This window comes from Caulobacter sp. FG121 (assembly GCF_057809815.1).
The window spans coordinates 733,825-755,603 of record NZ_JBMDKR010000001.1; the positions used below are offsets into that span (position 1 = coordinate 733,825).

18 protein-coding genes are annotated in these 21,779 nt (G+C 65.2%); 6 read left to right on the forward strand and 12 right to left on the reverse strand.

The annotated features are described in order from the left end of the window. Positions 1 to 9: 9 nt before the first annotated feature. A complete protein-coding gene (locus tag ACODSL_RS03855; RefSeq protein WP_488899310.1) occupies positions 10 to 1,245 on the reverse strand; it encodes a thiolase family protein in 1,236 nt (411 codons plus the stop codon). A gap of 29 nt (positions 1,246 to 1,274) precedes the next feature. Continuing rightward, positions 1,275 to 2,480 carry an acyl-CoA dehydrogenase family protein gene (locus ACODSL_RS03860; RefSeq protein WP_488899311.1) on the reverse strand — a complete coding sequence of 402 codons (1,206 nt, stop codon included), beginning with the start codon at positions 2,478 to 2,480 and terminating at the stop codon, positions 1,275 to 1,277. A gap of 453 nt (positions 2,481 to 2,933) precedes the next feature. On the opposite strand from ACODSL_RS03860, the gene ACODSL_RS03865 reads away from it, so the two are divergent. The 4 genes from ACODSL_RS03865 (at position 2,934) to ACODSL_RS03880 (ending at position 9,382) form a co-directional block, all read left to right on the forward strand. Further along, positions 2,934 to 3,587, forward strand: coding sequence for a TetR/AcrR family transcriptional regulator (locus tag ACODSL_RS03865; RefSeq protein ID WP_488899312.1), 654 nt, complete (start codon positions 2,934 to 2,936; stop codon positions 3,585 to 3,587). A 5-nt stretch (positions 3,588 to 3,592) separates the two neighbouring features. Beyond that, positions 3,593 to 4,765, forward strand: a complete 1,173-nt coding sequence (locus ACODSL_RS03870; protein ID WP_488899313.1) for an efflux RND transporter periplasmic adaptor subunit — start codon at positions 3,593 to 3,595, stop codon at positions 4,763 to 4,765. Further along, complete coding sequence (locus ACODSL_RS03875; RefSeq protein ID WP_488899314.1) at positions 4,762 to 7,884, forward strand: efflux RND transporter permease subunit; 3,123 nt, start codon at positions 4,762 to 4,764, stop codon at positions 7,882 to 7,884. Before ACODSL_RS03870 ends, ACODSL_RS03875 begins: the two co-directional genes overlap by 4 nt. Before the next feature lie 400 nt (positions 7,885 to 8,284). Beyond that, positions 8,285 to 9,382, forward strand: coding sequence for a tellurite resistance/C4-dicarboxylate transporter family protein (locus ACODSL_RS03880; RefSeq protein ID WP_488899315.1), 1,098 nt, complete (start codon positions 8,285 to 8,287; stop codon positions 9,380 to 9,382). On the opposite strand, the gene ACODSL_RS03885 is transcribed toward ACODSL_RS03880, so the two are convergent. Next, on the reverse strand, positions 9,379 to 9,651 hold the full coding sequence (locus tag ACODSL_RS03885) for a hypothetical protein (RefSeq protein ID WP_488899316.1): 273 nt from the start codon (positions 9,649 to 9,651) through the stop codon (positions 9,379 to 9,381). The genes ACODSL_RS03880 and ACODSL_RS03885 overlap by 4 nt on opposite strands. 244 nt (positions 9,652 to 9,895) lie before the next feature. Between ACODSL_RS03885 and ACODSL_RS03890 the strand changes: the two genes are divergently transcribed. Then, complete coding sequence (locus ACODSL_RS03890; RefSeq protein ID WP_488899317.1) at positions 9,896 to 12,607, forward strand: nitrate/nitrite transporter; 2,712 nt, start codon at positions 9,896 to 9,898, stop codon at positions 12,605 to 12,607. Between the two features lie 87 nt (positions 12,608 to 12,694). Here ACODSL_RS03890 and ACODSL_RS03895 read toward each other — a convergent pair whose 3' ends face one another. The 6 genes from ACODSL_RS03895 to ACODSL_RS03920 form a co-directional block, all read right to left on the reverse strand. Beyond that, positions 12,695 to 13,024, reverse strand: a complete 330-nt coding sequence (locus ACODSL_RS03895) for a 2Fe-2S iron-sulfur cluster-binding protein (protein ID WP_488899318.1) — start codon at positions 13,022 to 13,024, stop codon at positions 12,695 to 12,697. A 39-nt stretch (positions 13,025 to 13,063) separates the two neighbouring features. Further along, positions 13,064 to 13,426, reverse strand: coding sequence for a hypothetical protein (locus tag ACODSL_RS03900; protein WP_488899319.1), 363 nt, complete (start codon positions 13,424 to 13,426; stop codon positions 13,064 to 13,066). Continuing rightward, entirely contained in the window at positions 13,423 to 13,746 is a 324-nt protein-coding gene (locus tag ACODSL_RS03905; protein WP_488899320.1) for a hypothetical protein, read from the reverse strand. Before ACODSL_RS03905 ends, ACODSL_RS03900 begins: the two co-directional genes overlap by 4 nt. After that, on the reverse strand, positions 13,743 to 15,392 hold the full coding sequence (locus ACODSL_RS03910; RefSeq protein ID WP_488899321.1) for a phytoene desaturase family protein: 1,650 nt from the start codon (positions 15,390 to 15,392) through the stop codon (positions 13,743 to 13,745). Before ACODSL_RS03910 ends, ACODSL_RS03905 begins: the two co-directional genes overlap by 4 nt. A gap of 45 nt (positions 15,393 to 15,437) precedes the next feature. Next, positions 15,438 to 17,141 carry a phytoene desaturase family protein gene (locus ACODSL_RS03915; protein ID WP_488899322.1) on the reverse strand — a complete coding sequence of 568 codons (1,704 nt, stop codon included), beginning with the start codon at positions 17,139 to 17,141 and terminating at the stop codon, positions 15,438 to 15,440. 506 nt (positions 17,142 to 17,647) lie between these two features. Further along, positions 17,648 to 17,956, reverse strand: coding sequence for a DUF2249 domain-containing protein (locus ACODSL_RS03920; protein WP_488899323.1), 309 nt, complete (start codon positions 17,954 to 17,956; stop codon positions 17,648 to 17,650). A gap of 99 nt (positions 17,957 to 18,055) precedes the next feature. On the opposite strand from ACODSL_RS03920, the gene ACODSL_RS03925 reads away from it, so the two are divergent. Beyond that, positions 18,056 to 18,463, forward strand: a complete 408-nt coding sequence (locus ACODSL_RS03925; protein WP_488899324.1) for a ribonucleotide reductase subunit alpha — start codon at positions 18,056 to 18,058, stop codon at positions 18,461 to 18,463. A gap of 25 nt (positions 18,464 to 18,488) precedes the next feature. On the opposite strand, the gene ACODSL_RS03930 is transcribed toward ACODSL_RS03925, so the two are convergent. From ACODSL_RS03930 to ACODSL_RS03940, 3 genes are all read right to left on the reverse strand, one after another. Then, positions 18,489 to 19,157, reverse strand: a complete 669-nt coding sequence (locus ACODSL_RS03930; RefSeq protein WP_488899325.1) for a TetR/AcrR family transcriptional regulator — start codon at positions 19,155 to 19,157, stop codon at positions 18,489 to 18,491. A gap of 98 nt (positions 19,158 to 19,255) precedes the next feature. Beyond that, on the reverse strand, positions 19,256 to 20,296 hold the full coding sequence (locus ACODSL_RS03935) for a DUF7064 domain-containing protein (protein ID WP_488899326.1): 1,041 nt from the start codon (positions 20,294 to 20,296) through the stop codon (positions 19,256 to 19,258). Between the two features lie 39 nt (positions 20,297 to 20,335). Then, the gene (locus ACODSL_RS03940) at positions 20,336 to 21,766 is read right to left on the reverse strand and encodes an MFS transporter (RefSeq protein ID WP_488899327.1); all 1,431 of its coding nucleotides are present in this window, start codon (positions 21,764 to 21,766) and stop codon (positions 20,336 to 20,338) included. Positions 21,767 to 21,779 lie beyond the last annotated feature (13 nt).

Sequence of the window (21,779 nt, forward strand, 5' to 3'; positions counted from 1 at the left end):
CGGACCGCCCTAGCCTGCCGCGAGGATGGTGACGCATTGGGCGGCGGCGTCCGTGCCGATGTTGCCGCCGCCGTTGTGGCAGAGGCCGATCCTGGCCCCGGCGACCTGGCGCGCGCCGGCGCGGCCCTGAATCTGCTCGGTGATCTCCACCACCTGAGCGAGGCCGGTGGCGCCGATCGGATGACCCTTGCGAAGCAGGCCGCCGGAGGTGCTGACTGGAATCCGGCCGCCCAGCCGGGTGGCGCCCGAGGCCACCAAGCCGCCGCCCTCCCCCTTGGGGCAAAGGCCGATGGACTCATAGCCGATGATCTCGGCCGGGGCGGAGGCGTCGTGCAGCTCAACCAGGCTGAGATCGCTCGGCCCCAGTCCCGCCTCCTCGAAAGCCTCGCGGCTGCACACCTCCGACAGGCCATCGCTGCCCGAGGGGTGATCCCAACCCGAACGCAGGACGCTTGAGCGCACCCGGACCGGCGCGGTCAGCCCAAGCTCGCGGCTCTTCCGTTCACTGACGATCACCGCCGCCGCCGCGCCGTCGCCGATCGGCGAGCACATCGGCCGGGTCAGGGGCTCGGCGATCATCGGCGAGGCCAGCACCTGTTCGATCGTCATCGCCTCACGGAACTGGGCCCTGGGATTGAGCGAGCCGTGATAGGAGTTCTTGGCCGATACCATGGCGAACTGCTCGACGGTCGTGCCGTAGCGCGCCATGTGCCCCCGGGCCGCAGCGGCGTAGATGTCCATGAACATGGAGCGGTTCTGGCCGGCGCCGCTGGACGCCTCCGTCGCCCCGCTGCTGGCGGCCGAGGCCTGCAGACCCGCAAGGATCTCCTTCAGCTGGTCCACGTCAACCGCGCCCATGAAGGCGCCGAAGACCTTGGCCCTGTCGGCGAAGTACATTTTCTCGACGCCGCAGGCGAGGACGACGTCATAGACACCGGCGGTGACCATGGCGCAGGCTTGGTTGAAGGCCGTCGATGCGCTGGCGCAGGCGTTCTCCACATTGACGACGGGCAGCTCGCCCATGCCGACGCCACGCAGGACCACCTGGCCGCGGATGCACTCCTGGCCCGTCAGCACGCCGGCCGCGGCATTGGACATCCAGGCCGCCTGGATGTCCGCCTTTTCAAGCCCCGCGTCCGCGATCGCCGCCTCGATGGCCTCGCCGCCGGTGGACTTCATGCCCCGGTCCATCATCCGCCCGAAGCTCGTCATCCCGACCCCGGCCACATAGGCGTTCATCTTCATCGTCAGGTCTCCCAGGCTGTGCGGTCAGGTCAGAAACGGTTGGCGGCGACCATGCCGAGAACCTCGTTGCAGCCGTCTTCGATCATGGAGATGCGCGCATCGCGGAAGATCTTCTCGATCGGGCAGTCCCGCGAGATCCCCGCGCCGCCAAAGACCTGCATGGCTTCGCTGGAGACGTCGAAGGCGGCCTGGGTCGAGGTCACCTTGGAGGCGATGGCCAACTCCAGTAACGGCGTTTCGCGGGCGGCGTTGATGCGCAGGACCCGCTGGTTGAGCGCCCGGGCCGCCTCGACCTGCCGGTACATCTTGAACAGGCGCGACTTGACGCTCTGGTGGTTGAAAATCGCCACGCCGCCCTGGACGCGCGCCTTGGCGTAGTCAGTGGCGAGTTCGAACGCCGCCCGGGCGCAACCGACGAATGTCGTGCCCATGCTGCCATTGGCCAGGCAGAGGGTGCGATCGGCCGTCGCCTGGTACTGGTCCGGCCCGACGACCATGGAATCGGCGGAAACCTTGAGGTCGTTGAAGAAGATCTCACCCTGGTTGAGGGCGCGCTGACCAATCTTTTCGGTGGGCTTGCCCTTGGTGACGCCGCCTTCATTCAGCGGCACCACGAACACGCCGCCGCCCGTCTGGCCGCCGCCAAGATCGACCGTACAGAACAGCGCCGCGGCCTCGGCGATGGTGCCGTTCGACACCCAGGCGGACTTTTGCCCCGAGATCACGAACTGGTTGCCGTCCCGTCGCGCGATACAGTTGGGCTTGGCGTCGCGGCCGCCCGGGTGGCTCAGGGCGCCGTCGAAATTGATCAGGTCCGAGCCATGGTCGGGCTCGGTGATGGCCCAGCAGCCCAAGGTCCCCAGAGGGAAGCGTTCCATCAGCGCCGGATTGCCGGACATCTGGGCCATCATGGTGGGAAAGCCGGCCACGCCCAGGCTGATGGCCAGACCGCTGTCGCCCCAGCCCAGCTCCTCGCCGATGATGGCGCGCAGGCGCGCCTGATCGTGGGGAGAGGAGTCCGACTGCATGTCGAAGAGCTCCAGGCCCAGTTCGCGATGCTTGCGGAAAACGTCCCAGAGAATCGAGTCGCGGCCGAAAACCTCTCCGGCTGGCAGCTTGTCCAGACTCTCGCCCGCGGGACGCATCACGTCCCGGGCGAACCGGTGCGCCGTTTCCCAGGCCGCCCGTTCAGCCCCCGTGAAGTCAGGATCCATATCGACCGCAAGCATCGCCATGTCACACCCTTCCCAAGGTTGCCTATGGGTCTTGTGTCCGTTCGATCCGCCGACTTCGCGTGCTTACAGCCAACCGAAATCAGGCGCGGAAACCCGCTCCACGCCTGCAAGGCCAATGGCATTTTCAGTATTGTTGTTGTCGTTTCCTCCCCGCATCGGAATGAACCGATGCTCGGGTCGAATTGAGCCTGCAGGCCCGGTCTCGGGCCCGTCATTGCGCTAGATCAATGTTGAAGGTTCGCGTGGGCCGGGCGGGCGGCGCAGGTCGTGGGCAAGCTGAGGGCCGAACTTGAGCGTCCAGCAGCAGGTCATCTCGTAGTTGCCCCCACCTGTCCGAGACGGGCTATTCCGAATAGCGGACTTTTGCGAAGCCCAATTCGCGCCCGTCCGGTCCACCAGACCATTGCCATTTCAATACAAATTCGTATTGAATGTCACTTCATATCAATGAGGATGGCGATGGTCAGGCGTCGGGAGAGAGTTCGCCCAACTCGCGCACAGACGAGCGAGCGTATCCTTGAGGGAGCTGCGGCGTCCTTTGCCGAGCGAGGCTTCCACGGCGCGACGATCGATGACATCGCCTCGCGCGCGGGCCTCACCCGCGGAGCGTTCCATTCGAGTTTCGAGTCGAAAGAGGACCTGTTCCTGGCGCTGTATGACCTCATGTCGGCGCGCCTCCGCGACCGACTCTCGGCGGCGCTGGCGCAGGTCACCGTCGCGAGCGGATCCCTTGAGGCGGCGCTGCGAAAATTCTACCAGGGTCAGCTGGAGCGCGACTGGTACCTGCTCAGCACGGAGTTCAACCTCTATGCCGTGCGCCAGCCCTCGGTGGCGCAGCGCCTGGCGACACACCATCGGGCGCTGCGGGAGGCCCTCATTTCGATTGTCGAGGAGTTCCTCGCCCGCCACGGCCGTCGCCTCACCGCCGATCGCGACAAGGTCTCGCGGCTGCTCCTGGCGATCCACGATGGAAATCAGGTCCAGAGCCTCATGGAGCCGGACACGCTCGACGCCGGGGACCTGACGGCGACCTTCGCCGGCGCGCTCATGCATTCCGTATCCGCGGAGATCGCGCAAGCAACGCAGAGCCGCGCCGGAACGGATTGACGATCATGGACAAGGTTTTCGCCACATACCCTGGCCCCTGTCCTGGATCGCTCCGCGGAGCGCTGACGCCCGACCCGCAACGCGCCACCGTTTCCAGGAGGATCGCCCTGGCGGGCGCCGCGGCCCTGATGATCGCACAATGGAGTTGCGCCCCGGAGGAGCAGCCGGCCGCGGGACCGCGCGCCGTCGAGACCGTTGTTGTGGCGCCCGCACAGGGGGGCACCGTCGCGGTCTATCCGGCCCAGGTTCTGTCGCGTTACGATGGCCGCCTCGCCTTCCGTGTTTCGGGCCGGCTCGTCGCCAAGCTTGTCGAGGTTGGTCAGCCGGTCACCGCCGGGCAGATCCTGGCGCGGCTTGACCCGGCGGACGCTGAGCTTTCGGTGGTCGGCGCCCGGGCGCAGGTCGCCGCCGCGGAGAGCGCCGCCCGCCAACAGGCGATCGACCTCGCCCGCGCGCAACGCCTGTTGGCCGACGGCTTCATTTCGCAGGCCGGGTATGATCGCAAGGTGGTCGGCGCCGACCAGGCGCAGGAGCAATGGCGCCTTGCTCAATCGCAACTGGCCGGCGCCATCCGTCAGGTGGACTATACCATCCTGAGGGCTGCGCGCGATGGCGTGGTGGCGGACTTCGCCGCGGACCCGGGACGGGTCGTCCAGGCCGGCGAAACCGTCGCCACCATCGCCACGCCCGGCGAGATCGAAGCGGCGATCAGCGTTCCGGAGGGCGAATCCGAAGCCTTCCGCCGCTCGACCCTGGCGGTGCGCACCTGGTCGGCGCCCAAAGTCAGCTATCCTGGACGCATTCGCATGATATCGCCCGCGGCGGCGATGCAGACCCGCACCTTCGAGGCTCGCATCGCCTTCAGCGCGCCGCCGGGCGCCGCGGCGGTCGGCTCGACGGCCGAAGTGACCGCGACCACGCCCATCGTGGGAACCTCCATGCGCCTGCCCGTCTCCGCGCTCAGCGAGCGCGCCGGCCACCCCATCGTCTGGGTGGTCGCGGGAACGCCGGCGCGGGTCTCGGCCCGCAACGTCGAAGTGGTCCAGGTCCAGCAGAACGCGGTCCTGGTGACGGGCGACGTTCGTCCGGGTGAGCGTGTGGTCACCGCCGGTGTGAACCGCCTCTTTCCGAATGAGGTGGTTCGTCCGGTTCCGTCCACCGCGCCTGTTCTTCAATGAAGGGCCCCAACCTCTCGGCGTGGGCGCTCGATCACCGCGGGATGATGCGCTTCCTCATCGTGGTCGCGGCCCTGGCCGGGATCTACGCCTACGGCGCGCTCGGACGGCAGGAAGACCCGGACTACACGATCAAGACGATGCTGATTACCGCCGCCTGGCCCGGCGCCGACGCGGCCCAGATGGCCGAGCAAGTCGGGGCGCCTATCGAGCGGACGATGCGGACATTGGCGGAGGTCGACAGCGTCCTGACCAGCGCCCGGCCCGGCGTGGTCGTCATCACCGTAAAGCTGCACGACGATGTACCCCCAGCGGCCATAGCATCAACCTGGACCCGCATACGGCAAAGGGTCTCCGATCACCGCTTGGAGCTCCCAGGGGACCTTCAGGGGCCGCAATTCAATGACGACCTCGGCCAGACTTACGGCAACGTCTACGCGCTCACCGGTGACGGCTTCAGCCTGACGCAGCTCAACGGGTTCGCCGAAGCCCTGCGAGACAAGGTCCGCGCACTCCCTGACGTCGGACGGGCGGACATTACAGGCGCCGTCGATGAGCGGATTTACATCGAATACAGCGGCGCCAAGCTCGCCCTGCTGGGGGTAGACCCGCAGCAGATCGTTCAGACCGTGCAGGCGACCAACGTCGTCGCTCCGGCCGGCGAAATCAATCTGGGCGGCGAGCGAGTGCGCATCGCGGTCAGCGGCAGTTTTGGATCCGTCGAGGCGATCCGCGAAATGCGCATGGCCGTCGGTGGTCGAAGCTTGCGCCTCGGCGACGTGGCCACCGTGACCCGCGGCCTGGCCGATCCCCCGGGCTTTCGCATGCGGTTCAATGGCGAAGATGCGGTCGGTCTGCTGGTGAGCCTGCGGAGCGGAGGCGACAGCAACCGTCTGGGGAAGGACTTGAGCCGTCTGGTGGCGTCGTTCCAGGCGCAGGCGCCGGTGGGGATCACGATCGGCGCCGTGGCCAATCAACCCGGGATCGTCCGGGAGTCGATCAGCGAATTCAGCCGCTCCCTGGCCGAGGCGGTGGCCATCGTGCTTGGCGTCAGCTTCCTGGCTTTGGGCCGGCGCCCCGGGATCGTGGTGGCGCTCTGCATCCCGATTGTTCTGGCGCTCACCTTCGCCGGCATGCTGCTAACGGGCATTCCGCTGCATCGGGTCTCCCTGGGCGCCCTGATCATTGCGCTGGGCCTCCTGGTCGACGACGCCATTATCGTGGTCGAACAGATTGAGACCAACCTCAAGTCCGGGTGGGAAAAGGTCCGGGCGGTTACCTCCGCCTACGAAGTGACCGCCCAGCCGATGCTAATCGGCACTCTGATCACCGCGGCGGGATTCCTGCCCATCGGGCTGGCCCAGTCGTCCACCGGCGAATACACCCGCTCGATCTTTCAGGTGGTCGCGATCTCCCTGGGCCTGCCCTGGCTGGTGGCGGTGTTCATCACTCCCTTTCTCGCCAACTGGCTCCTGCCCGCCCAGGCGACGCCCGCGCGCCCGGTCGCCGACCAGAACCCGCTGCATGGCGACGCGTTTCAAAGTCCATTCTACCAGCGCTTCCGCAGGGCGGTGACCTGGGCCCTCGATCGGCGTCGCACGGTGCTGGCGATCACCGCGGGTCTGTTCGTCGGATCCCTGGTCCTTTTCGGGGTCGCCGTGCCCAAACAGTTCTTTCCGACGTCGGATCGTCCGGAGTTGCTCGTCGAACTAAGGCTCCCCGAGAACACCAGCTTCGAGCGGACATCGGCGGTGGCGAAGCGCATGGAAGCCGCCCTGAGGGGCGACGCCGACATCACCTCCACGGCCACCTATGTCGGCGGCGGCACGCCACGGTTCTTTCTGGCGCTTGCCACGGTAAAGGCGAGCCAGGCGACGGCTCAGATCGTGATCAACACCAAGGGCGGCCGGGCCCGAGAGCGTGTCCGGCAAAAGATCGAAGGACTCCTGGGCGCTCGCTTCCCGGAGGCGCAAGGTCGGGTCAGCACCCTGGAACTTGGGCCGGCGGTGGGCCAGCCGCTCCAGATCCGCGTCACCGGCGACCGGTTTTCGGCCATCGCTCCTGCCGCCGAACGACTTGAAGCTCTCATGCACGGAGATCCCCGCGTCCGGGACGTCAACAAGGACTATGGCGAACCGCTCAAGTCCGTCCGGATCGTCCTCGACCAGGACAAGGCGCGCGCCATTGGGGTGACGACCCTGTCGGTGCAGCAGAGCCTGCAGAGCGCGATCAGCGGCGCGCCCGTGACCATCTATCGCGAGGGCGACGACGCCATCCTGGTGATGGCGCGACTTGAGGCGTCGGAGCGCAACAGCATCGATCGCCTCGCCTACGCCCAGGTGAAGACCGTGACGGGCGAGTCGGTGCCCATATCGCAGGTCGCGCACCTTCAGCCGACCTTTCAGGCCGCGGAGCTCAACCTCCGCGACGGACGCCCCACCATCACCGTTCTGGCCGACGTAGTGGGAGGGCAACCGGCCGATGTCGTCGCCGACTGGAAGCAATCCCTTCAGGCGATCAAAGACAGCCTGCCCGACGGCGCCGCGTTGGAGTTTGGCGGCGCCCTGGAAGGGGGGTCGAAGGCGCAGGCCTCCGTCTTCAAAGCCCTGCCCGTCGCCGTGCTGGTCATCCTTCTTCTGCTGATGATCCAGCTCCAGAGCAGCAAGAAGATGCTGCTGATCGTCCTTACCGGTCCGCTTGCGCTCATCGGGGTTGCACTGATCCTCAGCGCCATGCGCGTTCCGTTCGGCTTCGTGGCCCTGCTGGGTTCACTGGCGCTCTTTGGCATGGTGATCCGCAATTCGGTGATCCTCGTGTCACAGATCACCCTGCTGGAGCAGGAGGGGCGCCAGCCCTTCGAGGCCATCGTCGAGGCTACCGTCCACCGCTTCCGGCCGATCACCCTCACGGCGCTGGCCGCGATCCTGGCGATGATCCCGCTAACGCGCTCGGTCTTCTGGGGCCCGATGGCCTGGTCGATCATGGGCGGCCTGGTCGGCGCCACCCAGCTGACCCTGTTCTTCCTGCCCGCACTCTACGCGGCCGCCTACAATGTGCGCCGAGACCCGCCGCCAAGCGAGGTCGGGTCATCTGTGGATGGCTCCCATGTCCAGTCAAGGTAACGACGGGTTGAGAAGGGTCCTACCGGGCATTGGCAGCATCGCCGTCAGGACGCTCTCCGCCACGGTAGCCTGACCGAGATCGCGACGGCCCGGCCGCCGCCGCTCACAACCGCAAAGGTTCGCAAGGGATGATGGTGACCATCTGCACGCGACCGCGGGCTGAGGCGCCCCGAGGTGCTGGCGGAGCTTCGTGCCCGATAGCCTGACAGGGACCTGATCGGCGGACTGCATCAGCGCCAGCGGACATTGGCGCCGTGGAAACAGGCCGGACGGATGACCGTACCGTCGTCGGGAGGAGTGGCCCCGGGGATGTTCGTTCGCTAAGCTTTTAAACGTCGCTGCCTGTGGGGAGCGCCACATCCGGCCCTCCTTGGCCCGGGCACATCGAGGGGTTGGGGCGTTGGCGACATTCTTCGCATGGGTCCAGAGGCTCGCGGTCTGGCAAGACAGCCAGGTAGCCAGGCTTTTTCCTGGTTACTTCGCGCTGGTGATGGCGACGGGAATCATCTCCAACACGCTCCATCTCGAGGGCTTCCACGTCCTGTCCAACATCCTGTTCGGCCTCAACGTCGTGGCCTTTCCCTGGCTTCTGCTGCTGACCGTCCTGCGGGTGGCGCGGTATCCCGGAGCGCTTTGGACAGATCTTACCAATCCAAGGCTCGTCTTCTCATTCTTCACCGTCGTCGCGGCGGGCGACGTGCTGGGGCTGGGCATGGGCATGAGGGGTCTGGCCGATATCGCCCTGGCGCTGTGGCTTTTCGCGCTCGCCGCCTGGCTTTTCCTCATCTACTTCAGCTTCGCGGTGTTGACGTTCCTCAACTCGGCCCACAACGCGAACGTCGTGCACGGCGGCTGGCTGATCGCCATCGTGGGTACCGAGTCGCTCGTCATTCTCGGGACCATGATCGCCCCGCACCAGGAGGCGATGGCTCCCCTGCTGTTCGTACTGATCCATATGCTGTGGGGGGTAGGTTTGGCCCTCTATGGCATCTTCATCACGCTGTTCGCCTACCGGATCTTTTTCTTCGATATCGGACCCGACGACATCACACCGCTCCTGTGGGTGGTCATGGGCGCGGCCGCCATCAGCGCGAATGCGGGCTCGACGCTCATCCTGACCGACAGCGGCGTGCCGTTCCTTGTGTCCATGCGGCCGTTTATCGACGGGGTGACGTTGATCATGTGGGCCTGGGCCACCTGGTGGATTCCGCTGCTGGTGCTGTTCGGTTTGTGGAAGCATGGCGTCCGGCGGGTTCCGCTGGGCTACACGCCGATGCTCTGGAGTCTGGTCTTCCCGTTGGGGATGTACGCCCTCGCAAGCCTGCGGCTGTCCCTGGCGGCGGAATTCCCGCCGCTGCACGCCGTCGCCCGGACGATGGTCTGGGTCGCGCTCGCCGCCTGGGCCGCCACGGCGCTCGGTCTCGGCCGCACCGTCTGGGCGGACTTGCGCGGCGCCATGCGCGCGCCAGGACGCGCGGCGCAAGGCCCGGACACCTAACGGAATATCAGCCCGAGTTGCAGAAAGCCGGCCACCAACATGGTGTTGACGGCCCAGGCGATGGTCAGAAGCCGGACGATCACGCCCCAGGGCGGCGTCGCCTTGGCCGCACAGCGCCAGATGGCGACCAGAACCCATAGGGAATAAAGTTGGAATACGGTCAGCGCGATCTGCTCGGTGATCTCATCATGCCGGTAGAGGGCGTCGATATAGACCAGGATCAGGGCGACGCTGACGAACACGCCCTGGCCCCAGAAGACGTGGGCCAAGGGGGCCTCGCCGCGCCAGGCGCTGATCTGCGGGCCGAATGCGACCGCAAAAAATTTGCGCCATCGCGAGGATGGCGGTTCTGGCGGTTGGCGGCCCAATTCCAGTTCCCAATGGCTAGGACTCACGTATCACGTATTTATAGGCCTCGCGAATTCTTCGCGGTCCACCTTGGTCCGCGTGAGTGTTGACTTGGCCTCAAGCAAGGGCTGTCCTGAACACTACCGATCGGGAAGAGGCTGTGACATGAACACATCTGTGACCGAACCCGCCGCAGGCGCTGGACGAGCTCTGTGGGTCAGTACCGCGGCCTCCGCCGCATGTTTCGCGGTCTGGACCCTCTTTGCGATCCTCGGGCTTGGCATCCAGGAGGAGTTTCATCTCTCCGCGACCCAGTTCGGCCTGCTTGTCGGCACGCCGATCTTGACGGGCTCGCTGAGCCGCGGGGCGCTGGGCATCCTGTCAGACCGCTATGGTGGGCGTCGCACCTTTCTGATCGTCATGCTGCTCGCCACCGCATCGACCCTGCTCATGTCGTTCTCGGGATCGTATTTCAGACTTCTCCTGGCGGCGCTCGGCGTTGGTCTGGCCGGCGGTTCGTTCGCCGTCGGCGTCAGCTACGCCTCGAAGTTCTTTCCCACCCGCCGCCAGGGCGCGGCGCTGGGCATATTCAGCGCGGGGTCGGTGGGGGCGGTGGTCACGGAACTCCTGGCGCCCACGGCCATGCTGGCGCTGGGATGGCGCGGCGCGGCGCAGGTCTGGGCCGCTGGATTGTTCGCGGTTACGCTGATCTTCTTCTTTCTGGCCAGGAACGAGCCGGGGCGGGAGGGGGGCGCAGCCACGCCCACGCTGATCGAGCAGTTGCGCCCCCTGAGGCGCCTTCAGGTCTGGAGATTCTCGCTCTACTATTTCGTCGTCTTCGGGGCCTTCGTCGGGCTGACGCTTTGGCTGCCGCGCTACCTGGTCAGCGTTTATGGCGTGGATGTGAAACTCGCGGGCCTGATGACCGCGGCCTTCGCGATCCCGGCCAGTCTCTTCCGGATATATGGCGGCCGGCTTTCCGATCGCGTCGGAGCCCGCGCCGTCCTGTACTGGGCCTTCGGCGCGGCGGCGCTTCTCTCCTTCATGCTGTCGTACCCGCCGACCGACTATGTCATCCACGGGATCCAGGCTCCGATCGCCTTCTCCACCTCCATGAGCCTGGCGCCCTTCCTGGTGAGCCTGGTGGCGCTCGGATTCTTCATGAGCATCGGCATGGCGGCCGTGTTCAAGCACATCCCGATGTACTACCCCGAGCATGTCGGGGTGGTCGGCGGAGTCGTCAGCATGGTGGGCGGCCTGGGAGGCTTTCTCCTGCCGCTGGCGTTCGGCGTGCTTGACGACCTGACCGGTGTCTCGACGAGCGCGTTCTTCCTGCTCTTCCTTCTCTGCCTCACCGCGCTGGCCTGGATGCACCTCGCCATCCAACGGATGGAAAGGCCGGTCAGCGCGACCTCCGAACAGTTTCCTGAACTGCCGGAAATGGCCTCCATGCACGCCGCCCACGGCGCGCGCGAGGCCGCTCTCGAGCAGGGCGCCAGGGCCGGCTCGTCGAGGCGGCCCCTCATCGCCGACTGGCGGCCGGAAGACGCTGAATTCTGGCGGACGGTGGGCCGGCCCGTAGCGCGCCGCAACCTGTGGATTTCCACCTACTGCCTGTTGCTCGCCTTCGCGGTCTGGATGGTCTGGAGCGTCGTCGTGGCGCGGCTCGCGGCGGTCGGGTTCAGCTTCACCCCGGACCAACTATTCTGGCTGGCGGCCCTGCCGGGTCTCTCGGGAGCCACGCTGCGCATCTTCTACTCCTTCGTGGTGCCCCTGTTTGGCGGCCGGCTCTGGACAGCGATCTCGACGGCGTCCCTGCTCATTCCCGCCTTCGGCGTCGGGTACGCGGTGCAGAATCCGCAGACGCCCTACCTCATCTTCGTCATCCTGGCGCTGCTCTGCGGCCTGGGTGGCGGCAACTTCGCCTCCTCGATGGCCAACATCAGCTTTTTCTTCCCCAAGGCGGAGAAGGGCAACGCGCTGGCCATCAACGCCGGTCTCGGCAACCTCGGCGTCAGCCTGATGCAGTTCATCGTGCCCCTGGCGATTTCCGTGGCGATCTTCGGCGCGCTGGGCGGCGAGCCGCAGGCGGGCGGTGCCGGGGCGCCGCTATGGATGCAAAACGCCGGCTTTCTGTGGGTGCCCTTCATCCTGCTGGGAACGGTGCTCGCCTGGTTCGGCATGGACGACCTGGCCAGCGCCAAGGCCTCGTTCGCGGACCAGGCGGCCATTTTCGAACGCCGACACACCTGGTTGATGTGCTGGCTCTACACAGGAACCTTCGGTTCGTTCATCGGCTTCTCCGCCGGCTTTCCGCTGCTCGCCCGACTCTCGTTCCCGGAAGTGGACTCCCTGAAATACGTGTTCATCGGCCCCCTGGTCGGCGCCGTTTCGCGGGCGGCGACAGGCTGGCTCGCCGACCGGTTCGGCGGTGCGCGCATTACCCTGCTGGTGTTCATCGGCATGATTGCTTCCGTGGGTGGCACGCTGTGGTTCCTCAACGCCGGGAGCTTTTGGGGCTTCTTCGCTTCGGTCATGCTGCTGTTCTTCTTCACCGGCGTCGGCAACGCCTCCACATTCCAGATGATCCCGGCGATCTGGCGGGAGACCGTGGGTCGAGGGGCGAGCGATCCCGGCCAGGCGGATCGCGAGGCCGCCGCGGTGATCGGCTTCACCTCGGCCATCGCCGCATTCGGCGCGTTCTTCATTCCCAAGGCTTATGGCGCTTCGATCGCCGGCACAGGCTCGGCGGACGCGGCGCTTTGGGGGTTCCTGATTTTCTACGTCTGCTGCGCGATGCTGACCTTCGCCGTCTACGTCCGACCCGGCGGCCTGCTGCACGCCGTCGAAAGCCGTGGGCCTACGGCGCCGTCGTGAAGAGGCCGCGGGCGGATCGGCCCTGGATGAACGGGTTGGAGTCTCGAACGCAAAGCGACCCCGCTCGAAGTCAGCGATGTCGATCCCTCACTCGTTGGCGACGGGATCCAGCGTGTGGACCGTCAGTCCATCCAGGTCTTCGGTGACCTTGAGCTGGCAGGACAGGCGGGAGTTCGGCCCCCGCACGTCAAGCATCGACAGAAGCGCATTCTCGATCTTGGTCATGGGTGGAAATCTGTCGAGCCAGTCGGCATCGACATAGACATGGCAGGACGCACAGGAGCAGGCGCCGCCACAATCCGACTCGATCTCGGCCAGGCCGTTGCGCATGCCCGCCTGCATGACCGAAACGCCCGGCTCCACGTCAAGCGTACGTGGGGCCCCACTCGAACTGACATAGGTCACCTTGACCGACATGCACTCACTCCAACCGCCCCGGTTCCGCCCCCGTAACGACTAACCCTTCGACGCCGCATTGCTTGTCGCGTCACCGGGGGCGAGATGCTCACGGGACAGACCCAACAGGCGCGCCAGGCGGAAGTAGCCCAGCAAGACGACGAATTTCACGATGGAAACCGCCATGCTCGCGATCGTCCCGATCCCGACAGCGGAGGCGATGAACCCGCAGGCCTCCTTGCTCGTCGCGGTTCGCAGGATCGTGGTCCAGTCCTGGTACTGGATCTTGACCTCGTACTCCCAGGGGGCGGGGGCATCGACGATCCCGGTCAGCACGATATGCTCGCCCTTGCGGTCCAGTTTCGCCCGGTCGAGGCCCATGACGAGCTCTCGATCACCCAGTCCTTCCGACCAGAAATTCATGAGGTGACACCCCTGTTGAACAGTCCAGCCACCCTCTGAACCACAAGGGTCAGCAACAGGCCCGGGGCGATCACCAGGAGCCTCAAGACGAAGGGGATCAATATCCCTCCCTTTTCCGCGAGGAATTCGGCCGTCTGGGGCTTGGCCAACAGCTTCAGAAAATCCCGAAGATCATTCGGCGACAGCTTGATCGAGTATTCCCAGCAGACGGGCTCGATCGTCCCTTCCATCGCCAGATACGTCGGATGAACACTCAATGTCGCGTCCACAAGCTCCAGCGGGAGCCTTTGCTTTCCAAGACCTTTCGACCAGACGATCATAGCAGGAAGCCCCTTTCCCGCGCCGCGCCGACCGATTCCGGCTCTTTCCACCAGACGTTCAGGCCCAGGTCTTCGGCCACGACCTTGGCGGCGTTGTAGCCACCGCCGAACGTGATCATCCCGCCCGGAAATGTGCTGGCGCCGCAGACGTAGAGATTATCGATCGGCGTCTTGTTGGACGAACACTGAACGTTCGGCCTCGAATACCCCATCTGCGTCATCACGTAGGCTCCGTGCTTGATCGAGCCGCGCTTCATCTGGGGGATTTTCATTTCGATATAGACGGGCGTGTAGTCATAGCGCCGCACGATGTCCGCGCTGTCGAAGTCGGTCATGTATTCGGCGAGCTTGGCGATCAGGCGGTCGCCGTATCGCGCCGAGATTTCGGACCATTCCCCCTCCGCCGGCGCGTAGGGGACGCAGGCCTCGATGCGGCAGACCGCACTGTCGGGGTCAATTTCCCTCGGGGCCTGGTTGGGATCCAGGTCCGTGGTGAAGGTGACGTGGCCGATCGCATGGAGCAGCCGCCCCTCCATCACCTCCTTCAGATGGGTGACGACGTCTTCGGGCGTTTCGACGCCAAAGACCCTGATAAAGGCGTTCTCCACGCCGGGGTCGAAGCTTTCCGCCTTGAAGCGCGGCTTCTTCCGCAGGCCGAGATGGCACAGGAAGAATGAACTCTGCTCCCACTCCCAGTTGCGCGCGGTGTTGAGGCAAAGCTTGGAGCGCTTAAGGACCTCGGCTTCAGGGATGAACGCCCCGAAGGTGGTGACGGGGTCGGTGGAGGTGACGATCGCCCTGGCGTCGATCCGCACGATCGGGCCATCCATGCCGGTCGGAACTATCTCGACCCCTTTCGCGACACCGTCCTCGACGATGAACCGTTTGACCTCATGGTTCTCCATGACGTCCATGCCCGCCAGGATGCCGGCTTTCTGCAGCGTGGAGGACAGCCTGTGCGACCCGCCGCGCACGAGCGTGGCGTTCAGGATGCGGTTGAAATACAGCGGAACCAGATAGCTTGAGTTCGTTTCTTCCGGATCGATCCCCCACATGCAGATCAGATAGAGCAGCAGGGCGCCCAACTCCGGCGTCTCGAAATCCCAGCTCTGGCAGATCTCGTACGGCGTCATTTCGGACACCTTGAGGATCTTCTGGCCCAGTTCGCTTTCCATGTAGGTGGCGGCGAGCTGCGCCGAGCCGACCGGCCGGCCATAAGTCGACGGGATCAGGTATTCATCGGCGATCTGCTTGTAGTCGAGATAGATTTCCCGATAACGCTCGGCATCCCGGGCGGAGATCTTCCTGATCGACTCGACGGTCTTTTCGAGGTCGGCATAGAGGGTGATCGCCTCGCCGTTCTTCTTCAGCAGGGCGGCTTCGACCTCGGGACGGATGTAGACGCAACCGTCCGCCTCCAGTTCGAGATCGGCGTACGGCGGCGCCACGTCCAGCATGAGCATGTAGTTGGCGTGCAGATTGAAGCGGAAGCCGGAGAACTCCTCCGTCACCAGCGCCCCGCCGGTCTCATGGCGCCGCTCGACGACGAGCACCTTCGCCCCGGCCCTGGACAGATAGGCCCCGGCGGTCAGGCCGTTGTGGCCGGCACCGACCACGACCACGTCGTACTGTTTATCTTCGGACATTGTTGTCTCTCCGACAGCGCAATCAGGAATTTCTTCGGGGCGAATTTAGTCGACGGTGAATCGCTGGGTGACGCCCTGCCGCCTCAAGAGCTCCGTCGCACCGTCAAAGGCTTTTGCTTTCCACCACTCGGGCCGAGCGAGGCCGAGGTCATTGATGACCTCGCAGGCCGCCGCATAGCCGGCGCCCAGGTTGGTGTAGTTCGCCGCGCCGGTTGACTGGCAGATGTAGAAGCTGTCGATCGGGGTCTTGGGCGCGCCACAACCGGCGAACGGCTTCCAGCTCCAGAACTGGGCCTCGTTGACCGAGCCGCTCGGGTGCATGTTGCCGCCGCAATGCGGGTTCCGGCGCACATAGTCGTGCGGGGTGTTGACGTAGCGGGCCACCTTCGCGGTCTTCAGATTGGGCAGGTACTGGACCATCACGTCCTCGACCTTGTCCGCATAGGACTCCCGCAGGTCGTCCCAGGCCTGGGGGCCGCCCAGGGGTTTGATGTCGTAGGGAACCATGGCCCAGGCGAGCAGCGTGTACTGCCCCGGGGGGGCCTGGGTGGGGTCGGCGATGCAGTAGTTGAAGGCCGCGCCCCAGACGATCGGCGGATCCGGCGGAAGGTCCCGGACAAGGCAGCCGTCGATCAGCCGGGAGACATCGTCCATGGTCTCCGCGCCGAAATTGTAGACAAAGGTGTTGTTCACCTCGGGGAACTTCGCCGAGCAGGCGAAGTCCGGCTTCTCGCTCATGACGTAGTAGTTGGTGAACAGGGTGGAGCCGCGGTAGTCGAAGCGCTTGAGCGAGGCCCTCGCCGACACTGGCAGGTTTTCCTCGCCGATCAGGCCGAAGAAGGTGGGCTTGGCGCTGAGATCGCTGATCACCGCCCGGGAGGCCTTGAAGACCGCCTCCGGGTAGCAGGCCAGCTTCGACAGGACGACGCCCTTGGCCTGGTTGTTCTCGATGGTGACCTTATCGACCGGACAATTGTAGAAGATCTTGCCGCCATGGTGGACGAAGCAGCGGACCAGTGAGTGGGTCAGACCATGGCTGCCGCCGCGCGCCGTGTAGCCGCCATCGGCCGTGAACATGAGCAGGAAATTCAGCACCGCGAGCGGTCCGGTGAGGCGGCTGCCGATGCCCTCGATGCCCGAGGTGGCCGGATAGCTCAGCACCGCCACCTTGATCTGTTCGTTTTCAAAGATGCAGTCAACGAACTCGACACCCGTCATCCACAACCAGTCCTTGGGGAAGATCGGGAGCTTTTCGTAGGCCTCGAGCATGGCGAGGAAGCTCTCGTCGGTGTTCTTTTCGCCGTACCCGGCCTGGAACATCGCCGGCATCATCGGGCCGAAGAAGTTGACGATCGTTCGATAGGTTTCGGCGTCCTTCGGCGATATCCGCTTCCACGCCTCATAGGTCTCCCTGGCGTCGCGCCCGGAGAACAGCACGGCGTTGCCGTCCAGGAACGGATAGAAATAGGCATACGCGGCGCCGGGGGGGCGAAGCAGTTCCAGCCCGAACCTTTCGAGCTCCAGGTCCATATAGGCGGGGCCGAAATGGGTGAGGAGGAGCGAGGCGTGCATGTTCAGTTTCACGCCGGGGTGGAGGACCTCCTCGGTCGAGCAGAAAGTTCCTGACTCGTCCCGGCGCTCAAAGACCGCGACGCTCAGACCCGACTTCTGCAGATACGCGGCGGTGGCGAGGCCGTTTATCCCGCCCCCCACCATGATCACGTCATATTCCGATTTCGGACTCGTCATCTGCGTTGCCTCTCCTCAGCTGTTCCAGCGCGTCGCTGAAACTGTCGTGTTCTCGAAGGGATAGCGTCTGTTCAAAGGCGCCCGCCGCCCGGCGGGGGCGAGACCCGGGCGTCAAGCGCGGCGTCGGAGGATTTCCTGGGAACTGACGTCATCTGCGCGGCCCTCTCGATGTCCTGGCCGATCGTCGGCGGCGACGAAGCGGCTCAACATTGCTAGTTCATAGTTGTTATCCTGCCAACAACTATCTTGCGTCTGGTTTGAATTATGGGCGCTCCGGAGAGCCATTGCGGTTGCCGTCAGCGCGGGGGCGCCCGCAACGCCGGGCAGCGGCCGCGCCAAACCGAGACCAGCCGCCGTTGATCCGCCCTCCCGCCCCGTCCCCGAGGCCAGGCTCTCATCCGCCAGGACCCTGACGGCGCCGGGACATGCGGACCCGTTCGCGGCCCGTTCCGGACAGCGCCTGAAGCGCCGAACCACGGAAGCGAGACCGAACGATCACGGCGACCTCAGCCTTGCCTGACAAAGTCGATCACCACCCGCTCGGGCGTACGCTGGCGGTACTCCACAGTGACCGTCTCGCCGAAGTGCGCCTCCATCTGGCGCAGCAGCGGCAGGGGATCGTGGTCGTTGACGAAACGCATCGCTTCGCCAGGCGTGAGGGCCTCAAGCGCAGCGAAAATCGCGGCGTGTCGGAAACGCTTGGCCACGCCGCGCGCGTCGAAGGTGTAGACGGCGTTCGGACTCGGCTGTGCATGTTGCGCCCGATCCGTGTCGGACGACTCTGGGGCGTTCTGGGTCGGATCGTTCAGGGTCATGGTCCGGTGTCCTTCGCGTCGAATATTGCGACACCTCGGGCCAAACCTGATTGATGGGGCTCAAGTCCCCGGACCACACTTTCCGCCAAGGTGCGCGCCATGAATCAAAGCTCTCATTTCCAGCAACTCCTCCACGCCGCCGCCGCGCAGCCAGAGCCGCAACGACTGCTGTTCGTGTTCGCCGTGGCCGAGCTGCCTCCCGACGCGACCCCCGCGCAGCGTGAACGCTTCCGTGAGGGCCAGGGCGGTGCGCTGACGCCACTGATGTGCGTGGACAAGGCGCCGGCCGAACTGGCGGACTTCGAGGCCCTGCTGGCGGAATCTCGCCTCGCCGGACCGCCATGGCAGGTGGTATTCGCCGCCGCGCTGTCGGGGCGGGCGGGCCGGCCGCCATCCAAGTCACAGATTGAGGCGGCGCTGCAATCGATGGTGGACGCCGTGCGCCTGGGCGGCGTGAGCCGTTTCGCCGCCTACGGCCCAGCGGGCGGGCCGGTCTTGTTCAGCTGAACGGCGGCAGCAGACCGGCCGGCCTTCAGCGCGACGTCGAGGGCGCCCCGGCCAGCACCGACAATGCCATGCGCTCGGCGATATCCAGGGCCTTTACGGTCTCGCCTTCCAGATCGAGCGTCTGGGGGGCGTCGCACCAGCGACGATGCGAAACCCAGCCGCTCATGACCAGCAGATTGGACGCGAGGTCCGGCCGATAGTCGGTCGCGGGGTCAAGGCCGTAGTCGTGGGCGATATAACCCGCCAGCAGCGCGACCTGCCGTTGTTCGTAGAGGAACCAAGCATAGGTCAGCTCCGGATCCCTCAGCAACTCGCGCCAGTGCGTCATCGTCGGGTCGGCCTCCCCTTCGATGGCCCTGGCCGCATTCAGGGTCACCGCACGGAAGAACTCGAAGAACGGCCGCTGCCCCTGGGCTTCCGTCACCATCTGTTCCAGGCGCTCGATGGACGTGTCATACAGGCTGACTGCCAGATCCCGCTTGTTCTTGAAGTGGGTGAACAGCGTCGTGACATGGACGTCGGCCGCATCGGCAATGGCGTTCATCGTGGCCGCGCCGTACCCGACCTGCCTGAACAGCTTCAACGCGGCCTTCAGAATCCGGGCGCGCGTCTGCTCGCGGCGCAGGGTGCGTCGGGGGAAGCGTTCGCGCTGGATGTCGCGGTTATCCGTCAAAGCGCCTGAAGTCGTCGTCAAAGGTCTCGTCCGCTCATCAACAAGGGGCTGGCCCCACAGGATTCGGGACGACTCTATCATTCACCCGACGCACAGGAACGCCGCGTGAGCACGACGACTCAGTAGCCAGCGAGCTTGCCGCTCGGCTGGCCATCGATAATCTGATCAAGATACTCGCTTAGACCGTAGCCGACCATGTCGCCGCACCGGTAGCGCGTCATGCCCTCGGTGATGCGGGTCTGCAGCTCGACGCCATCGGCGGTGGCGCGGCGATTGCGAAGCGGGATCAGCGACATCACCTCGCCGGTGACCTCATAGGTCTTGCCGGCCGCGGTCTTGACCTGGGAACGCAGGGCCGTCTGGTAACCGTCAGCGTCCCAGTCGCTGTGGATCTCGCATTCGGTGATCAGGTCGTAGACACCATCGCGGAAGACCATGCCGCCTTGGCGCACGCCGCCCTTGCCGTCGCCGATGGTCGATAGCATCATGCCAAAGTCGCGTCCGAAGTTCATCGGACACCAGCGGTACCAGTCAAGGGCCTGCCAGTGGCGCGGCCCCCAGGACTTGTCCCGCAGGCCGAAGCCTTCGATCTCGAAGCGCTCCTCGCCAATCGTGAACACCCCCCGCCCGGCGCAGTGCTGTTCGTAATGCGCCTTGGCGAAGGACGTCTCGGGATTGATGTCGAGCGGCGAGCCATCCTCGTGAACCGTCTCGCCCCCGAACATCGGCGACACGCCCTCGAAGTCGAGCTCGATGGAGCAGGGCAGTTTGGGATTATTGCGAAATGCGGCCTTTGGATCGGCCATCTCGGCAGGGCGCGCCAGCACCAGAACATCGCCCTTGTAGCGGACCTTCAGCCACTTGAAGGGCTCGACCACTTCGACACTGAGGCCGCCAGCCTCCATCCGCTCGTTTCCCGTGATGGCGGGCCGCCCGAACATGAAGGCGACCCGCCCGTCGGCGAGATAGAGGCAGACGCTGACCTCCGCGTACTGTTCGTTGGGGCGATTGCCGATGCGGAACCAGCCGCCGGTCAGCTTCACCGGGTCGAACAGGTTGAAATACATGCTTTCATTGTAGTTCCTCGCATCCCCTGGTTCGTGCGGGAACTCATCAACGGGGTCGAGGCGGACTTTCATGCCGGCGGCGGGCTTGCTCATGGTCGGGTCCCTTCAGTCCAGGAAAATGACAGCACGCGATCAGGCGGATCGCTCGCCGAGGAGACGGACGGACTCAACGTGATGAGCCCGGGTAACCGGGTAGAAGGCCAGGCAGAGAATGGCTAGAATCGACAGACCGCCGGTCGACAGGATGAATATCCACGCTAGATGGCTGAGGACGGCCCCGTCGACGGCGCCCGGTTTGGCGTTGGCGGGGAAGTTTACGGCGGTGAGCACCAGGCCCGACACGAAGACCCCCAACCCGGAAACCCCCTTGTTGACCATGGCTGCGATGGAGAACATCAGCCCCTCCGCGCGGCGCCCTGTGGTCAGTTGAATCTGCTCGCTTACGTCGGCGACCATCGACACGGCCAGGACTGTGCCGGCGCTGATGCACATGACCGTGAAGGTCAGCTGCGCCATCAGGATTGGGACCAGCATCGGGTCACCGTTCGCCGGGAAGAGGCCCAGCAGGCGGAGCAGCAGCGGGGTGGAGCCCGCGACCAACGACAGGCCGAATAGCGCCATTGCCATGTGCTTCTTGCCGAAACGCGCCGAGAGCGGCAGCGCCACGATGAAGGCCAGGACGATACCAACCAGGGCGCTGGTGGTCACGGTGGCGATCTGGGCTGCGCTGAGCCCCCAGAAATAGGTGGTGAAGTAGACGTTCAGCGTCGAGTTGAGGCCTGCGGTCATGGCGAAGAAGAGGGTCGCAAGCAAGATTGCGGCGTAGGTCGGATGCAAAAGAACCGCGCCCATGTCGCGGACAGTCCTTCCCAGTGACACCCTTTGCGTCGCCGGCGGTGGCTGGAGCCGGGCGATCTGCCGATGGGTGCCGACGCTGGAGATCACAACCGAGGCAAACATGACCAAGGCCGCCACGGCTGCGTAGGTCGCGTAGCCGGCCGGATTGAGATGCCCCACGGAATGGCCGGCGTCGGGGCGCAACAAGAACTTGAACGTCACGACATTCATGACAACTCCGCCCACCACGCCGAAGAAGAAGCGGTAGGAGACCAAGGACGTGCGTTCGTCGTAGTCGTTGGTGAACTCGGCGAGCAGCGCCGTCGAAGGGATCTCGTAGAGGCTGATCGATCCCAACACGATCGTCGCCACCACAAGCAGGTAAATGAACAGGGCTGGCTGCGACAGGTGGGGCGGCATCCACAACGCGAAGTAGGCCAGCGCGATCGGGACGGCGGCGGCATACATAAATGGATGCCGCCGCCCCCAACGGGATCGAAGATCGTCGGAGAACTGCCCCAGCAAGGGCGCGAACAGAGCGTCGACGATCATGGCGACCATCAACGCGCCGCCCACCCAGATGACCGGCAAACCGATCACTTGGTTGTAGTAGAGCATCAACAGGGCGCTGAAGCCCTGATCCTTGATTCCAAACGTGATCGTCCCGGAACCATAGAAGATCTTGGTCAGGAACGGCAATCGGCCGCGGGGGCTGGCCTCGGGCATGCCCGTGTCCTTC

Bases quoted from the DNA above. Each gene is read 5' to 3' on its own strand.
- ACODSL_RS03910 (WP_488899321.1), bottom strand. From the start codon at position 15,392: ATGTCCGAAGATAAACAGTACGACGTGGTCGTGGTCGGTGCCGGCCAC.
- ACODSL_RS03855 (WP_488899310.1), bottom strand. From the start codon at position 1,245: ATGAAGATGAACGCCTATGTGGCCGGGGTCGGGATGACGAGCTTCGGG.
- ACODSL_RS03920 (WP_488899323.1), bottom strand. From the start codon at position 17,956: ATGACCCTGAACGATCCGACCCAGAACGCCCCAGAGTCGTCCGACACG.
- ACODSL_RS03915 (WP_488899322.1), bottom strand. From the start codon at position 17,141: ATGACGAGTCCGAAATCGGAATATGACGTGATCATGGTGGGGGGCGGG.
- ACODSL_RS03905 (WP_488899320.1), bottom strand. From the start codon at position 13,746: ATGATCGTCTGGTCGAAAGGTCTTGGAAAGCAAAGGCTCCCGCTGGAG.
- ACODSL_RS03890 (WP_488899317.1), top strand. From the start codon at position 9,896: ATGAACACATCTGTGACCGAACCCGCCGCAGGCGCTGGACGAGCTCTG.
- ACODSL_RS03925 (WP_488899324.1), top strand. From the start codon at position 18,056: ATGAATCAAAGCTCTCATTTCCAGCAACTCCTCCACGCCGCCGCCGCG.
- ACODSL_RS03875 (WP_488899314.1), top strand. From the start codon at position 4,762: ATGAAGGGCCCCAACCTCTCGGCGTGGGCGCTCGATCACCGCGGGATG.
- ACODSL_RS03940 (WP_488899327.1), bottom strand. From the start codon at position 21,766: ATGCCCGAGGCCAGCCCCCGCGGCCGATTGCCGTTCCTGACCAAGATC.
- ACODSL_RS03860 (WP_488899311.1), bottom strand. From the start codon at position 2,480: ATGGCGATGCTTGCGGTCGATATGGATCCTGACTTCACGGGGGCTGAA.
- ACODSL_RS03935 (WP_488899326.1), bottom strand. From the start codon at position 20,296: ATGAGCAAGCCCGCCGCCGGCATGAAAGTCCGCCTCGACCCCGTTGAT.
- ACODSL_RS03895 (WP_488899318.1), bottom strand. From the start codon at position 13,024: ATGTCGGTCAAGGTGACCTATGTCAGTTCGAGTGGGGCCCCACGTACG.
- ACODSL_RS03900 (WP_488899319.1), bottom strand. From the start codon at position 13,426: ATGAATTTCTGGTCGGAAGGACTGGGTGATCGAGAGCTCGTCATGGGC.
- ACODSL_RS03865 (WP_488899312.1), top strand. From the start codon at position 2,934: ATGGCGATGGTCAGGCGTCGGGAGAGAGTTCGCCCAACTCGCGCACAG.
- ACODSL_RS03870 (WP_488899313.1), top strand. From the start codon at position 3,593: ATGGACAAGGTTTTCGCCACATACCCTGGCCCCTGTCCTGGATCGCTC.